Annotated in this window: 21 protein-coding genes; 7 read left to right on the top strand and 14 right to left on the bottom strand. The window is 34.2% G+C overall.

Annotated features, from left to right (window positions below; all coding sequences use genetic code 11):
* Positions 1-62: 62 nt before the first annotated feature.
* The gene (locus tag ACUXVC_RS04380; protein WP_095691351.1) at positions 63-578 is read left to right on the top strand and encodes a type 1 glutamine amidotransferase domain-containing protein; all 516 of its coding nucleotides are present in this window, start codon (positions 63-65) and stop codon (positions 576-578) included.
* Positions 579-639: 61 nt separating this feature from the next.
* Here the strand turns inward: ACUXVC_RS04380 and ACUXVC_RS04375 are convergent, their stop codons facing one another.
* Complete coding sequence (locus ACUXVC_RS04375) at positions 640-801, bottom strand: hypothetical protein (protein WP_166504396.1); 162 nt, start codon at positions 799-801, stop codon at positions 640-642.
* Between the two features lie 97 nt (positions 802-898).
* Here ACUXVC_RS04375 and ACUXVC_RS04370 point away from each other — a divergent pair, with 97 nt between their 5' ends.
* Positions 899-1,102: a hypothetical protein gene (locus tag ACUXVC_RS04370; RefSeq protein ID WP_053565161.1), complete on the top strand. Its 204-nt coding sequence runs from the start codon at positions 899-901 to the stop codon at positions 1,100-1,102.
* A 51-nt stretch (positions 1,103-1,153) separates the two neighbouring features.
* Here the strand turns inward: ACUXVC_RS04370 and ACUXVC_RS04365 are convergent, their stop codons facing one another.
* The gene (locus ACUXVC_RS04365) at positions 1,154-2,416 is read right to left on the bottom strand and encodes an MDR family MFS transporter (protein WP_053565162.1); all 1,263 of its coding nucleotides are present in this window, start codon (positions 2,414-2,416) and stop codon (positions 1,154-1,156) included.
* An 84-nt stretch (positions 2,417-2,500) separates the two neighbouring features.
* Here ACUXVC_RS04365 and ACUXVC_RS04360 point away from each other — a divergent pair, with 84 nt between their 5' ends.
* Both ACUXVC_RS04360 and ACUXVC_RS04355 read left to right on the top strand, forming a co-directional pair.
* Positions 2,501-4,261: an SgrR family transcriptional regulator gene (locus ACUXVC_RS04360; protein WP_375852866.1), complete on the top strand. Its 1,761-nt coding sequence runs from the start codon at positions 2,501-2,503 to the stop codon at positions 4,259-4,261.
* A gap of 30 nt (positions 4,262-4,291) precedes the next feature.
* A complete protein-coding gene (locus ACUXVC_RS04355) occupies positions 4,292-4,810 on the top strand; it encodes a hypothetical protein (protein WP_000831576.1) in 519 nt (172 codons plus the stop codon).
* A gap of 54 nt (positions 4,811-4,864) precedes the next feature.
* Here the strand turns inward: ACUXVC_RS04355 and ACUXVC_RS04350 are convergent, their stop codons facing one another.
* Together ACUXVC_RS04350 and ACUXVC_RS04345 are read right to left on the bottom strand one after the other, a co-directional pair.
* On the bottom strand, positions 4,865-5,413 hold the full coding sequence (locus ACUXVC_RS04350; protein ID WP_144465889.1) for an NAD(P)H-dependent oxidoreductase: 549 nt from the start codon (positions 5,411-5,413) through the stop codon (positions 4,865-4,867).
* A gap of 23 nt (positions 5,414-5,436) precedes the next feature.
* Positions 5,437-5,976: an ester cyclase gene (locus ACUXVC_RS04345; protein ID WP_375852869.1), complete on the bottom strand. Its 540-nt coding sequence runs from the start codon at positions 5,974-5,976 to the stop codon at positions 5,437-5,439.
* Between the two features lie 169 nt (positions 5,977-6,145).
* On the opposite strand from ACUXVC_RS04345, the gene ACUXVC_RS04340 reads away from it, so the two are divergent.
* Positions 6,146-6,484 (top strand): winged helix-turn-helix transcriptional regulator, encoded by a 339-nt coding sequence (locus tag ACUXVC_RS04340; protein WP_001059470.1) that lies wholly within the window; start codon positions 6,146-6,148, stop codon positions 6,482-6,484.
* Positions 6,485-6,517: 33 nt separating this feature from the next.
* On the opposite strand, the gene ACUXVC_RS04335 is transcribed toward ACUXVC_RS04340, so the two are convergent.
* From ACUXVC_RS04335 to ACUXVC_RS04315, 5 genes are all read right to left on the bottom strand, one after another.
* The gene (locus ACUXVC_RS04335) at positions 6,518-7,720 is read right to left on the bottom strand and encodes an MFS transporter (protein ID WP_048655892.1); all 1,203 of its coding nucleotides are present in this window, start codon (positions 7,718-7,720) and stop codon (positions 6,518-6,520) included.
* Between the two features lie 212 nt (positions 7,721-7,932).
* Positions 7,933-8,511, bottom strand: a complete 579-nt coding sequence (locus ACUXVC_RS04330) for a TetR family transcriptional regulator (RefSeq protein ID WP_375852871.1) — start codon at positions 8,509-8,511, stop codon at positions 7,933-7,935.
* A 152-nt stretch (positions 8,512-8,663) separates the two neighbouring features.
* The gene (locus ACUXVC_RS04325; RefSeq protein ID WP_000539671.1) at positions 8,664-8,978 is read right to left on the bottom strand and encodes a DMT family transporter; all 315 of its coding nucleotides are present in this window, start codon (positions 8,976-8,978) and stop codon (positions 8,664-8,666) included.
* 2 nt (positions 8,979-8,980) lie between these two features.
* On the bottom strand, positions 8,981-9,325 hold the full coding sequence (locus ACUXVC_RS04320) for a DMT family transporter (protein ID WP_000790630.1): 345 nt from the start codon (positions 9,323-9,325) through the stop codon (positions 8,981-8,983).
* A 412-nt stretch (positions 9,326-9,737) separates the two neighbouring features.
* The gene (locus ACUXVC_RS04315) at positions 9,738-10,097 is read right to left on the bottom strand and encodes a MerR family transcriptional regulator (protein ID WP_075677766.1); all 360 of its coding nucleotides are present in this window, start codon (positions 10,095-10,097) and stop codon (positions 9,738-9,740) included.
* Between the two features lie 134 nt (positions 10,098-10,231).
* Between ACUXVC_RS04315 and ACUXVC_RS04310 the strand changes: the two genes are divergently transcribed.
* Positions 10,232-11,002: an SDR family NAD(P)-dependent oxidoreductase gene (locus tag ACUXVC_RS04310; RefSeq protein WP_375852875.1), complete on the top strand. Its 771-nt coding sequence runs from the start codon at positions 10,232-10,234 to the stop codon at positions 11,000-11,002.
* Between the two features lie 80 nt (positions 11,003-11,082).
* Here the strand turns inward: ACUXVC_RS04310 and ACUXVC_RS04305 are convergent, their stop codons facing one another.
* Both ACUXVC_RS04305 and ACUXVC_RS04300 read right to left on the bottom strand, forming a co-directional pair.
* Positions 11,083-11,538 carry an N-acetyltransferase gene (locus ACUXVC_RS04305; RefSeq protein WP_000686667.1) on the bottom strand — a complete coding sequence of 152 codons (456 nt, stop codon included), beginning with the start codon at positions 11,536-11,538 and terminating at the stop codon, positions 11,083-11,085.
* Positions 11,539-11,667: 129 nt separating this feature from the next.
* Positions 11,668-12,162, bottom strand: a complete 495-nt coding sequence (locus ACUXVC_RS04300; protein ID WP_375852877.1) for an Lrp/AsnC family transcriptional regulator — start codon at positions 12,160-12,162, stop codon at positions 11,668-11,670.
* A 205-nt stretch (positions 12,163-12,367) separates the two neighbouring features.
* Between ACUXVC_RS04300 and ACUXVC_RS04295 the strand changes: the two genes are divergently transcribed.
* The gene (locus ACUXVC_RS04295; protein WP_001146242.1) at positions 12,368-13,279 is read left to right on the top strand and encodes a DMT family transporter; all 912 of its coding nucleotides are present in this window, start codon (positions 12,368-12,370) and stop codon (positions 13,277-13,279) included.
* A gap of 34 nt (positions 13,280-13,313) precedes the next feature.
* Here ACUXVC_RS04295 and ACUXVC_RS04290 read toward each other — a convergent pair whose 3' ends face one another.
* From ACUXVC_RS04290 to ACUXVC_RS04280, 3 genes are all read right to left on the bottom strand, one after another.
* Positions 13,314-13,799 carry a PRK06770 family protein gene (locus ACUXVC_RS04290; protein WP_098126286.1) on the bottom strand — a complete coding sequence of 162 codons (486 nt, stop codon included), beginning with the start codon at positions 13,797-13,799 and terminating at the stop codon, positions 13,314-13,316.
* Positions 13,799-14,200, bottom strand: a complete 402-nt coding sequence (locus ACUXVC_RS04285; protein ID WP_053565170.1) for a nuclear transport factor 2 family protein — start codon at positions 14,198-14,200, stop codon at positions 13,799-13,801. The genes ACUXVC_RS04290 and ACUXVC_RS04285 overlap by 1 nt, the downstream gene beginning before the upstream one ends.
* A 154-nt stretch (positions 14,201-14,354) precedes the next feature.
* A complete protein-coding gene (locus ACUXVC_RS04280) occupies positions 14,355-14,759 on the bottom strand; it encodes a DoxX family protein (RefSeq protein WP_001077751.1) in 405 nt (134 codons plus the stop codon).
* Between the last annotated feature and the right edge of the window lie 48 nt (positions 14,760-14,807).

The following is a 14,807-nucleotide window of genomic DNA, read 5'->3' as shown; positions in this document are numbered from 1 at the left end:
ATAAAAGGCATTGCTCAAGGATGATTCTGGAACCGACAATATAATGTAAGGAGCTGAATGCAATGAGTAAAAAAATTGCTATTTTAATAACGGATTATTTCGAGGACACAGAATACACAGAGCCGGTAGCAGCTTTTAATCAAAAGGAATATGAATTAACAACCATTGAAATGGAAAAAGGGAAAACAGTACACGGTAAGCAAGGAAAAAGTGAAGTCGTAATTGATAAAAGTATTGATGATGTTTCTCCGGAGAACTTTGATGCCCTCTTCATACCAGGTGGATTTTCCCCTGATATACTCCGTGCAGATGAGCGTTTTGTACGCTTTAGTAAAGCATTTATGGATGCGGACAAACCCGTTTTCGCTATTTGTCACGGACCTCAGCTACTCATCACTGCACAAACACTTGAAGGACGTGATGTAACTGGATATAAATCTATTGAAGTCGATTTAAAAAACGCTGGCGGAAACTTTCACGACAAACAAGTAGTCATATGCCAAAATCAGTTAGTCACAAGTAGACAACCAGAAGATATACCGGCGTTTATTGAAGAATCGTTGCGTATATTAGGATAAATACTTTGGTTAACTAACCTCCTTTTATTTACATGAAAATAATTAATCAGTGGGGTTTTATTCATCCCCACTGATTATTAGCCCTCACCAACTGGTCGTTTACAGGCAATCCGACCACCACAAATAGCAGGATAAATAAAAAGAGGGGAACCCAAAAGTTCAGTTTTAATAATCTTTTGGATTCCTCTCTTTTCTCGCCCAAAAATTCCTTATCACTTTTCATAGGCAGTTCTCATATAGTGAAAATGACTATATAATTCCTATCCATAAGTTAAATAATGATTTCACACATACAAATAAAAAAAGATGGGAGCTCTATTATGAACAACAATCCACCTTCTCCTACCCAAGACAACTCTGAAGACAATAGCCGTGAAATTTCACTACAAACATTGCGGGTCATTGGACTTATCGTCCTCATTAGTGGTTATATCCTCGTCGCTCTCTCAGAAGTAGGTGAACTAAAAGTCTTATTAACAAACCCGAATGCCAATCCTGATTTAGCTGAAGTTGATCCGTTTTAGAGGCTATATAAAAAGCGAGTCCCAGTATAACTGGTTCGCTTTTATATAGTTTCATCCAATTTGAGAAACATTTCTCTCATCCTCATACTTCTCTTTCCCTATTGCCTTCATAAATAATAAAATACTGCTCATACCAACGAGAAAGTACAGAGCACTCATGCCCCAAGATGCAATAAATGAACCTAGCATAACACCTAATGCCCCGTTCATTTTTGCCACTTGAAAGACCATTCCGTTAATCGCCATATAAGAACCTCTTGCCTCATTTGGCACCATATCTGCCATAATAGATTGACGCACTGGCACATACATCATCTCGCCTACCGTTTGGAAAAGCCCTGCAATTAATAAAATCCATAAACTATTGCTCGCTCCAAGTATTGTAAATCCAATTGTATAAATGAATAAACCTACATATAAGATTTTCAAATCATTGAAGCTTTTCAGCATTTTAATAAGAAGTGCTGAACATAACACAACTAAAATTGTATTCTCCGCTGATATCCAGCTCAGCATTCGAATACCCGTTAAATCAAACGTAAAGCCATTACTGAAGAAAAATTGTACTGTTTCAAATTCCTTCTGCAAACGTACCCCTAAATAATTATTAATTTGAAACTCTAACGATAATGTACATATACTCGCTGCACAAAAAATTAAAAACGCTCTATCTTTCATTACGACTTTATAACTATCTGCCATATCTTTTAATACATTTTTCTTCTCTACTGTTTTTCTCGCCACATACACCTCTTCCATATATACAGCCATCACATATAAAGTCATAATGGCAACAAGTGTTAATACGATAAACAATTGTAGTCTATAGTTTTCAAATAGTAATCCACCAAATATCGCTCCAATCGCAATGGATAAATTAATAGCCCAGTAATTAATGCTGTACATCACTTTTCGATTCTCAGGTGTACTCACATCAATTAACATCGCCTCTGTCGCAGGATTCATAAGTCCAGATCCTAAACTATTCACTAACATAAAGATAAATGTTAACCACGGTGAATCTACATAATCCGAATTCGCAACTCCCATACAAGCAATGGAAATGACTTGTATACTTTGACCGATAATCATAACCTTTTTACGCCCAAGCCGGTCTCCAACATATCCACCGTATAAACCAATTACTAATGAAGCTATGACATTAATAAGTAGTAACGCACCAGCAATCGCACTACCTAACTTTATTGAAAAATAAATCGCCATAAATGGAAAAATCATCGTGGACACAGTACGTGTTAAAAACGAAGTTATAATTCTAATTTTTATATTTCGATGCATACTCCAAAATCCCATTGTTTCCCCCTCCTTATGCTTACTTATTTTACTTTGAAAAAAAGGAAGAAAAAGGTTAGAATATTCTAAAGAGTTTCCCCTTTTATGATAGAAGGAAGTGTATATATGAAAATTATGGACTATTACATTAGACTAAGACTACATGCACAGGATCAACAGCATATACGAAATAGCTTACAAGAATTAGCGGATGTTTTATATTGCAGTACGAAAAACGTAAAGATTTTATTAAAGAAAATGAGCGAGGAGCAATTAATTAGCTGGACTCCAGGGCGAGGACGCGGAAATAAAACAGAAATTCTATTTATACATAATTTCGTAGAAGCGATTGAATGCTATACAGATGAACTGTTAGCGCAAGAAAAATTAAAAGATATCTTTCTTCTTTTAAAAGAACCCCTACCCCTTGCACTTCAAAAAAAGATAGAAAATAAACTACATCATCATTTTGGATACGAACCTTCAAATGATATGTACGACATATTAAAAATTCCTATATCGAGAAAGATAGTCCCATTAGATCCGGCTTTTGTGGCTGTAACTACAGAGAGCCATCTTACGAGTCAAATTTTTGATACATTAGTCGTTTATAACGATGTTACGGAAAAAATGGAACCACACATTGCGCATACGTGGGAATTAAGTGAAGACGGGCTGACGTGGACTTTTTATTTACGAAAGGATGTATATTTTCATAACGAAACAGTTTTAACTTCTAAAGATGTACGATTTTCATTTGAAAGACTAAAAGAAGTTCACTCTCCTTTCGAATGGTTAACAGAAGAAATTGTTCAAATTGAAACGCCATCACCACTGCAAATTCGATTTCATTTAGCAAAACCAAATTTATTTTTCTTACACTATGTAAGTTCCATACAACTAGCAATTTTGCCACATGATGCTAGTATTGAAAATCATCATTATATAGGTACTGGACCTTTCAAACTTGCTCATTACTCTGAAGACAATATCGTACTCGAAGCGTTCACTCATTATTTTAAAGAGCGCGCTTTATTAGATCGTATTGAATTTTGGGGTATTCCTGATCATGTACAAATCGATGCTGATTATGAACTACCAAATGAAGAAGAAAATGAAAGGCATGATATACAAATAGAAGAAATAGGTTGTATTTATGCTGGCTTCAACTTTACAAAACCTGGTCCTCATCACGACATTTACTTTCGAAAGGCTTGGAGAGAACTATATGATGTTGAAACGATACTTCGTAGCATAGAGGGAAGACGAACAATTGCTTCATCCAGCTTTTTCCCTGAAAGAAGTCGCCAAGCTTCTAAAAGGTCTTACTCTTTAGAAAAAGCAAAAGTTTACTTAAACAAGAGCACCTATAACGGAGAAACGATACATATTTATTTCTTCGCATTTAAAGACAGTGCAAATGACGCACATTTCTTAAAAGAACGATGTGAAAATTTAGGTATACAAGTAGCGCTTCACCCATTTCCCGTTTCAGATTATATGGATCGCTCTATTGATAAACATGCCGATATTATTTTCATGGGAGAAGTGTTTGCTGCCAATCATGAAATTGCATTCTTAAATGTATTTAAAAATAAAAGTTGCTTCGTAAATCGGTTCATGGACCCACACTACGAAAAACAAATTAACTGTTTGCTAGATACATTTTTACTAGAAGAAAATAAAGAAAAGCGTTATGAACTCATGTATGAGATTGAAGAGTTTTTACAAGCAGAACACATCATTTTATTTAACTATCACGTTTTAAAAAGAAAAACATACCCTTCTTCTTTAAAAAACGTAACAATTGATTCATTCGGTTGGGCAAATTTTGCGAAGTTATGGATACAACCATCCACGTATTAACATGCAAGTTTTTATAAAAGGAGAAAAACCATGAAACGCACCCTAGAAAAAAGACTTTCTTATCTATACACAGGTGAGTTATTTTCAGTCATTACTTTTATTTTCACAAGTTACTTACTTAATTATGCTTATCCTACGTTACATTTATATTCCCTATATTCTTTTTGGGTCTCATTTCTTCTTTTAGAGTTTATCTTATTACAAGGAGTAATTTACTGGTACGTAAAGTGGAAACGACTAAAAAAAGAGAAAACATCTGTTACGCCCATTAGGATGATTCAATATTTAAAAATACTTAAAAAGATAAATATAGCATTCATTATTACGGGATTTATTACGTTTACTATTGATTTTATAATTTGGTATCCTCACTTACCTTTAGGTGGGCTATCATTCACTCTATTTATTTATATTTTTGCATTACTTGAGTACATTAACTATTATCATACTCAGCTTTCATACGATAACATCTCTGATATAAAACATTTAATCAAATCAAAAAAACTAAAACAGTCCTGTATAAGTAAAGATTTTCAACGTATTTCATAAACGAGAAGGTACTACATCCTTAGTAGTACCTTCTTCACATACAAATATAAACTATTATTTAATTACTTCATCTAAGTGATCTTTCAAGTTCAATAAATATTGCTCAATATCTGGATTCTTCACCACATCATAACAAGCAAAACTCTTTAATGGACTCATACCGAGAAACTTTTGCACGCGGTGTAAATGACTAAGCGCTGATTCTAAACTTTCTCCTTCAAAGAACTTCGTCTTATCTCCAAATGCTTTTTCAGGTGCATTCCAAGTTGTAGAGAACATATACTCTTTCTCTTTTAATAAACCACCTGTTCCATATTCATCTGCACCTTTAAAGAACAAACCGTATTCATACACTTCATCCATATACGTTTTAAATAATCCTGGAACACTAAACCAATAAATCGGTGTTTGATAAATCACAACATCAGCCCATAAAAATTTATCTTGTTCTTCTTTTATATTGTATCCATCTTGAATTGTTGTTGTTTTCACTTGATGGTTCTCGCTTAATACCGTTACCATATGATCCACTAACGTTTTATTTAATCGTCCTTCCTTTGTACCGTATTTTTCATGTCCATTTATAATAAATATATTTTTCATTACTTTTCTCTCCCCTATATGATCTACTCTTCAGCTATTAAGCCAAGTTGCTGCTGTAGTGTAAGATTATCTTCTAAATGCCAATCTTCCGTTATCTTTCCGTCTTTCACATGTAAAATATCAATTGCAAAAAAATTAATTTCCTTACCATTATGCGTTCCTGTAAAAGAAAGACGGGCTGTTACTTTATCACCAACAACCAATAAGTCTTCAATCTCGCAATGTATATCAGGCACAACTTTACGAAAATTTTGCGCTGCAAACTTTAATCCTTCAATGCCTTGTGGTCGCCCTTTCGGCAATGTATTATCGAAAAAATTTTCAGTAACAGTCTGCGGAATAATTTCCTCCTTACCTGTATCCCAAAATGCATAAAAACGCTGCGCCGCATGAACCATTTCTGTCGCTTCTTTTTTACTTATTGAGGGATCAATTGTCATTGCTTTTGGCTTTGGCATTTCTTTTAATAACTGAACTTCAGTTTTTTGTTCCACACCACATGCTACAAGCACAATACAAATAACAAACAAACTCAGAAATCCAAATAACTTTTTTATCCCCATGGAAATCACCACCTCCTCATATAAATCCTTTATGTTTCGTATTTCTATTGTATATGCACTAACTTCATTTATGGAAGTAGTGATATTTTTTTCATATAGTTACCAAAAGTATAGTTTTGTGATACTATAAAGCAAATTCATCCAAAAAAATTTTATGGAGGCTTGTTCCATGAACAATATAGATCCAGTTGAATTAACGAAAGGTTTACCTGGCATACCTTGTCCTATCGCTAAAACGCTTGATGTAATTAGTACAAAATGGACGTTTTTAATCATTCGCGACCTTCTTATCGAAGGAACATTACGCTTTAGTGATTTACAAAAATCAATGGATGGTATTAGTCCAAAAACATTATCGCTTCGACTAAAAGAATTAGAGTCTCAAGGCATTATAACGAGAAAAGTATATCCAGAAGTTCCGCCTCGTGTAGAGTACACATTAACGGATAAAGGAAAGCAACTAGAGGGGATTTTTATTGAATTAAAACGGTTTGGATTAAGTTTATAAAACAAAAACCCCTTACCGTCGTAAGGGGTTTTATTACTTCGCAAAACTTTCAGCCAACTGTTTCTCTCTCCACATAAATGTAATAGCGAGACCAACTATTAAAACAACTCCTGAAAATGCATATGGATAATGAATATTCATATCAAATAATATTCCGCCCATCGCTGGTCCTGCGATATTTCCTAAACTCGTATAAGTCGAGTTCATTCCAGCAACGAATCCTTGCTCTTTTCCAGCTGCTTTTGATAAAAACGTCGTTAAAGCTGGACGAAGTAAATCAAATGCTAAGAAAATGAAGCAAGTAACGAGAAGTACAATCCAATAATTAAAGACTACAGTTGAGACGAATGCTAATACTGCCCCTACAATTAAACATATTTGGATTAATACTTTCTCACCGAACATGTCTACCAATTTGCCAAACATAAATACTTGCACAACTACCCCAAAGATTGAACTAATTGTAATAATTGCTGCAATATCTTTCGGCGAGAAGCCAAATTTATGATCAGAGAACAAGCTAAACACTGTTTCATACGCTGATAATCCGAATGCGAGTACAAATACGATAATAAATGCAATTGCATACATTGGATGTAATGATTTCTTTAAATCACCTATAAAACTTGATTCTTTCGTATTAGAAGAAATCTCTGCAAGTTCTTCTTTCGTTAACGGTTCTTTTAAAATAAAGATTGAAATTACACATGCTATAAAAGCAATTGCTGCTGCAACGAAAAACGGCACACGTATACCGTATTCTGCAATAAATCCGCCGATTCCAGGCCCTATAATGAATCCAGTACTAATCGCTGCAGATAAGTATCCCATCGCCTTTGGACGTTCCTGAATAGATGTAATATCCGCAACATATGCCGTAACACCAGGCATAATAAACGCAGCACTAATTCCGCCTAACACCCTTGCTACATAAAGCATCCATACATCTTTTCCCAATCCAAAAAGAAGCTCTGAAACACCAAAAATAAATAATCCAATGATTATCATTTTCTTCCTACCGTAAAGATCAACCCATCGGCCTGTAATAGGTGAAGTAATGAGCTGTGCCATTGCAAATACTGCAACGAGATATCCCATCGTCTTCCCTGTTAAACCCATATCATTCATAAAGGACGGCATAACCGGAATGATTAATCCAATCCCTAGAAAAGCGATAAATATATTACTCAAAAGAATGACCAATACCATCTTTTGTTCTTTTATCGGTTTCTTCACTTTTTAACACCTCTTCCCGTAAGTTCCTCTCAAAAAATAATGCCCAAGAAGCTTTTTCTTTATCCTGCTCTTTGCGGGCTAGTAATGAGTGAAGATGCCTCCACTCATTAGAATTTCACTCTATCCTTCCACACATACATAAGCATTAGGTGAATGACTATCATTCAGTTTTCCTCAAAAATGAACCTACCTTTTCAGACAGGTTCATCTTACTACTTCTTTATATGTAGTGCATGTGTTAAAAAATCTAGTACTTCTGCCTTTTGCAAATCCACTTGCTCATCATCTTTATGATCATATAAATAAACTTGTTCCGCTGCTGATTCAACAAGAGCGATAAATAACTTCGCTGTTCGTTCTGCGTGAACCGAATCACGAATTTCACCAGCTTCTTTCGCCCCACTTAAAAATTCACTTAACCACATATAAAGAGGCTCATACACAGCTTCCCACTCTTTTATATGTTCTGTAGATGCAAGACCCGCATACATTAAAGCTTGTATTTCACGGTATTCCTCTATAAAGTGAAACACTGCATCGATTACTTGTGCCACTTTATTTGAAAAAGGTACATCTTTTTGTACTTTCTCTTTCACTGCAAGTATCATCTTTTCAACCATCACTTCTGCTATTGCAGGCATAACAGATAGCTTAGAAGGAAAATATAAATAGAAAGTTCCTTGCGCAATGCCAGCTAATTTCACGATATCAGAAATCTTCGTTTTTTCGACGCCCTTTTCCTGAAACACTTCAATAGCTGCATAGACAATTTTCTCTTTTTTATTCATCATCTAAACCCTTTCACACGCATATTGAATGACTGTCACTCATTTTATAAGATAATTGATTGTACTGTCAATGATAGTGAACTCTAAGAAGAAGTCATTTTTTTTATAATAAAATCTCCTAATAAACAATTAGGAGATAAAAATACAATATATCTTTAAGAAAGTGCCTTTAATCCTGTCACTCCACATACAATAAGAAACACACTAATAATACGCGCTTTGCTTTTCGACTCACCAAACAAGAACATGTTTAACAAAACTGCACCTGCTGTTCCAATACCAATCCAAACCGCATACGCGACACTTACTTGTAAAAATAAGAAGGAAGTATACAAAAATGCGAAGGATGTAGCAAACCCGCCTATATAAATCGCACCATTGGCTAATGTCTTATCTTTACTATACATTTTAAGTCCTATCACACCGACTATTTCACTAATTGCAGCACAAAATACGAAAAACCAACCCATCTTTAAGCAGCTCCTTCCACAGTTTCTTCTTTATTATCAGCAAGCTTTAAACCGATAACGCCAGCTACAACCATCACGATAAAGAATAACTTCCCTACACTGAAACTTCCGCCGAAAAGAAATACATCCATCAAGAAAGTACCTACCGTACCAGCTCCGGCGAAAACAGCATATACAGTCCCGGTTGCAAGATGTTCACACGCTTTAGAAAGGAAGTGAAAATCAACAGCGATAACTCCTAAAATAATAATCCAATGCCACCAAGTATTGGCCGTATTAAAACCAAACACCCAAAAAACTTCAAAGATACATGTTAATATGACATATAACCAAGCTTTATTTTTCATACCTCTCACCTCTTATGACTGATTATCAGTCATTTTTGTTTTAAAAAAATATGCTCTTTCATCACTACTATATATAAACAACTATCATCCTCATTTACCATTGTATTTGTTCCATTTTTAAACTAACTACATCCTGTCACATAAAAAATGACTGAATGTCATTCATATGTATTGTACATGAACATTTTAAAAACTGTCAATGCCGAAAGTTTATTTAAAATTTCTTTCATCCGATTCGTATATTTCTCAATAATCTGTCAATACTGCTAGTAACATAATATTTTCTCCACTCCCCCTTGGAGAGATCCCTTGAATGGAGCAGTTAGCTTTTGCTAGCTGCTCTTTTTTATTTATCCGCACACTATGATGAAATACTCATAGATCAAATCCATTTTTCATCACATAACAACATCTATTTATTTTCCAATGAGCTTTTGTATGCACTAATTTTATTCTCGAGCATCTTCTCTGTAACTTCTAAGTTTTCTCTTTGAATCTGAATAGATTTCCTATGATCTTCTAGGAGCTGTAAACGAGCTTCTGTTGTATGCTCCCCTTCTGTATATAATCTAGCGTATTCTCTTATTTTCGCTATTGGCATTTGCGTTTGTTTTAATTTCATTACAAACTGCAACCACTTTATATGTGACTCTTCGTAAAGTCGATTTCCATTTGTATCACGATTTGCAATTAATATATTTTCCTTTTCATAATAACGTAGTGTATGTGTGCTCACGCCTAATAATTTTGCTACCTCGCTAATTGTGTACATACTAAAACTCCCTTCACATGCTTACCCTCTTATATTTTATAACCGTATCAAATTTATAAAAAACATTTGACTTAGAGTATACTCTAACAAATACAATCTAACCATAAATGAATTTGAATTTAGGGGGATTTTATATGAAATACACGGTTATTACTGGCGCAAGTTCCGGAATTGGTTATGAAGCAGCTTTAGCATTTGCATCTCGCGGAAAAAATTTAGTACTTGTAGCTCGAAGACAAGAAGAATTAAACGAATTAAAATTGAAAATTAACGAAATGCATCCAGAATTGGATGTTGTCATTCGAAAAACTGATTTATCTGTTACTGCAGATGTTTATAAACTTTATGAAAGCCTACAATCTTTTCAAATTGAAACGTGGATTAACAACGCAGGTTTTGGTAATTTCGCCTCAATTGCTGAACAAAATTTAAATAAAATCGAAACGATGTTACATGTAAATATAGAAGCACTAACATTACTCTCTTCTCTTTTCGTTCGAGATTATTCAATGGTTGATGGAACACAGCTTATTAACGTTTCATCGGGCGGCGGATACACAATTGTTGCTGATGCTGTTACGTATTGCGCTACGAAATTCTATGTAAGTGCATTTACAGAAGGGCTGTCTCACGAACTGAAAGAACAAGGCGCAAAACTGCAAGCAAAAGTTTTAGCTCCTGCTGCAACTGAAACAGAATTTGCGAAACGTTCATTTGATATTGATGAATTCCAATACGATAATGTTGTACCAAAATTCCACACTGCAAAACAAATGGCACAATTTATGCTCGATCTTTATGATAATGATAAAGTTGTAGGAATTGTCGACGGTTTAACGTATAACTATGAACTTAAAGATCCACTTTATAATTTTGCCGTGAGACAAAAGAATTCAAATTCTTAATAACCTGTCCATTTCTTATGGAAATATATATTCCCACTATATATGTAAATAATAGTGGGAAATTTTTCTCTATAAATTTTTCATCCAACATACCGCACCATCGCCACTTCATCACAATAATCCACCTTTGGGCAATGTCTACAATCAATCCATACTTTCTCTGGCAACGTTTCTTTATTTACAAAATCAAATCCACACTTTTGAAAAAATACTGTTTCATATGTTAAGGAAATTACTCTTCTTACATTTATTTTTGTAGCTTCCTCCATTACATGATTTACGAGCATACGCCCTATCCCTTTCCCTGCATATGTATGCGAAACTACTAACGATCGTATTTCTGCAAGATCTTCCCCCAATACATGCAATCCAGCAACTCCAACAATTCTCTCGTCTTCTTTCATAACATATAAACATTGCAAATATTGATAAAGAGACAAAAGAGAACGTGGTAAAACAACTCCCTCTTTTGCATAAACCTCAATAAGACTATAAATTTCTTTCACATCACTCGTCACCGCATTACAGATTTTCATATTGCATCCCCTTGCCCCTCAATATTAATATTTATAACTTCAAATGAATTTTAATTCATAATTTCATATAATAATACAGCTCTCTTTTCTCTTCGTCAATCACTTTATGCAAACAAAAAACCAAGCAATCTAATTGATGCTCGGTTCCTCATCTCGTATCGGCAATACCGTCGAATATTTAATTTCACGAAGTGCTAAACTTGTCTGTATCCTTGTAATACCAAGTTTATTCAGCTTTCTAATAAACTGCTCCAGTTCTTTACGATCACGATTTGCAACCTTTAATAAATAATCGTACTCTCCTGTTAAACAGTGACATTCTAACACTTCCGGCATCAATTCTAATTCTTTCTCCAACACTTCCAGCTTGTCAAATTGATGAATATTTGTACTCATAAAAATAAAACATAATAAATCAAATCCAAGCTTTTCTTGATTTAAAATCGCAACTTGCTTATCGATGAAACCTTCCCCATCCAATCTTTTTATTCTTGCATGCATCGCAGCCGGTGATAAATTAACGCGACGTGCCAGCTCTGCATTACTTACTTGTGACTCCTTCTGCAATATATCTAAAATTTGTACATCCAAATCATCCAACACTTTAATAACAGACGACTCCATTACAATTCCCCCTATTTTCTTACCGATGATTATTCGAAAAAACACCTTATACCTTACACAAAACTGAATATCATTCCGTAAATATCATTCATAACTAAATATTTTATCGAGTTTTAATCATTATACAAAAGAATATATTACACAATAAAGAAAAATGCTAAAATTATTTACAATTCGTATTGATTACAAAAAAGGGGATTTTAGCATGCCTTATTTTTACGTCTTTTTACTATTACTAACGAGCTTATTATGGGGAGGAAATTTTGTCGTTGGAAAATCACTCGTCGATCATGCATCGCCGATGACACTGACAAATTTAAGATGGATGATTGCGATTGTTTGTTTATTACCAATGGTATGGTTTAAAGAAAAGAAAATCCTTCCACCACGTACCGCAATACTTCCTTTAATATTGATGGGAATTTCAGGGGTCGCTCTTTTTAACATCTTTCAATTTTTAGCATTAGAAAAAACATCCGCTACGAATGTAGGTCTTATCTCTACATTGAATGCAATTTCAATCGCATTATTTTCAGTATTATTTCTAAAAGAAAAAGTAAATACACTCCAAATCCTATCCATGATTCTTTCATTCTTCGGGGTTATCCTCGTCCTATTAAAAGGTGATTTCTCGCTTTTATTTTCACTACATTTTAATAGTGGCGATTTATGGATGATTGCAGCAGTTTGTATTTGGGGAATCTATTCTGTTTGTAGTAAATGGGCAACAAAAACAACTACACCACTTATGGCAACGTTGTACTCTGGTATTTTCGGCGTTATTTTATTACTACCGTTTAACATAGGTAGCTTCACTGTTTCAAATATAAATACTTCTTTCATCACATCACTTTTATATACTGGGCTTATTTCGACAGTTCTTTGTATGGTATTTTGGAATATTGGCGTACAAAAATTAGGCGCAACTACATCAGGTATTTTTCTAAACTTCAATCCAATTTTCACAGCCATTTTAGCATTCATATTCCTCGGAGAAGAATTAACGTGGATACAAATTTTAGGGACAATTGTCGTTGTAACAGGATGTTATTTATTTTCTCATTTTAAAACTGTTGCCGTTCAGCCTGTTAGACCTTTAATGCGAAAACATTCTTAATGAAAAAACATCGTCATCTGGGTTGGCGATGTTTTTATTTTCTCTTCATTTCTTTTATATACTGCTTTTCCTCTTCTGGCAATAAACGTTCCGTCGCCTTACCAGTATCTCCACCTTGAAGGCTCCATAAAAAGTTATGCTCCTCAACAGTTTGAGAAAAATCTCCTTTTTCCCATCTATTTATAATAGAAAATAACTTCATTTTATATTGAAAGCCTGTACTATTTTCAATATCTCTTTTTACATTAGAAATTTCCTTTTTTGTCATCTCTACAAATCCCCATTTTTCAGAGGATTTTACCTTTTGATGCACCATTTTATGCATAGTAGAAATAATTTCACCTTCACTAATTTGCGGGGCTTCTTCTGCAGCTTTTTTCTCTTTTTCGTTTGCCGCTCGCTCGGTTTGAATATTTGTATTTTCTTTTTCCACATATGCAAGCAATTTCTTTCCGCCAACTATAGACGAGAAAATTACTATAATTGTAATGCATATACCTAAGATCCATTTAAAAAGCATTAGCTCTTCATCGCTTCCCTAACAATATGACTATCTACATACTGCTTAAACTTCACGATTTTTCCATTTTCAAACTGCCATACATGAACAAATTCTGCTTCAAATGATTTTCCTGTTTCTTTATAAACTCCAGAATACATACCTTCAGCAACAATTACATCTTTTCCGTTTACTTCATGATATGTATTTACACTTGCTTTATAATCATCCCATTCTGATCCTAAACGGCTAAATACATTTTCCATTATAGCTTCTACGCCTGTATATGTTCCGCCATACGGGAAACCTTCTGCCTCTGTCCATTCCACTTTTTCAGAGAGGGCTTCTGCTAAATGCTTTGCATTCGAAGAAGCTGATCCTTCATACGTGCTTTGAATAATTTCTAAATTTGATTTAGGCATATTACTTCCTCCCGTTTATTTATTTTTACACAAGACGTAACCAATGTAGTTACATCTTGTGTAAAAAAATATTTAAATTGTTTCATTCGTGATTTATTAGTTGTAATCATTATAGTTACAATGATTCTTCAAGTCAACAATTTATAAATAAAATTTACTTCGTTTTCATTACTTTCTCTTTTAAGAAACGATCTACATATCCTTCTGCTTTTACTACGAATAAATACGCACCCATTGATAATAATGCAAGATCTAATTCATATCCTGGATTCTTTCCATCTCCTAATAAACCTGCTGCTCCATTTACCTTTACGATAGCTCCAGCTAAAATAAGAGCAAATAACAATCCTACATATCGTACACCTAAACCGATAATTAATAATATACCACCAACTAATTCTACAGTTGCTACGCCGTATGCAAGGCCACCTGGTAAACCGATGCTTGTAAACCATCCTGCTACATTATCGATACCTGATTGAAACTTTGCTAAACCGTGTGCAAAGAACGTAACTCCTAACACGATACGAATAATTAAATTCCCAATATATTGATTCATTTTGAACTCTCCTTTTTGTTTTGTTATGGTGAACTTTTATTTACAAGT

It is taken from the genome of Bacillus sp. N6, from assembly GCF_052805735.1.
The sequence above is the reverse complement of the archived record's forward strand: the minus strand, read 5'-3'. Positions and strand labels throughout refer to the sequence as shown.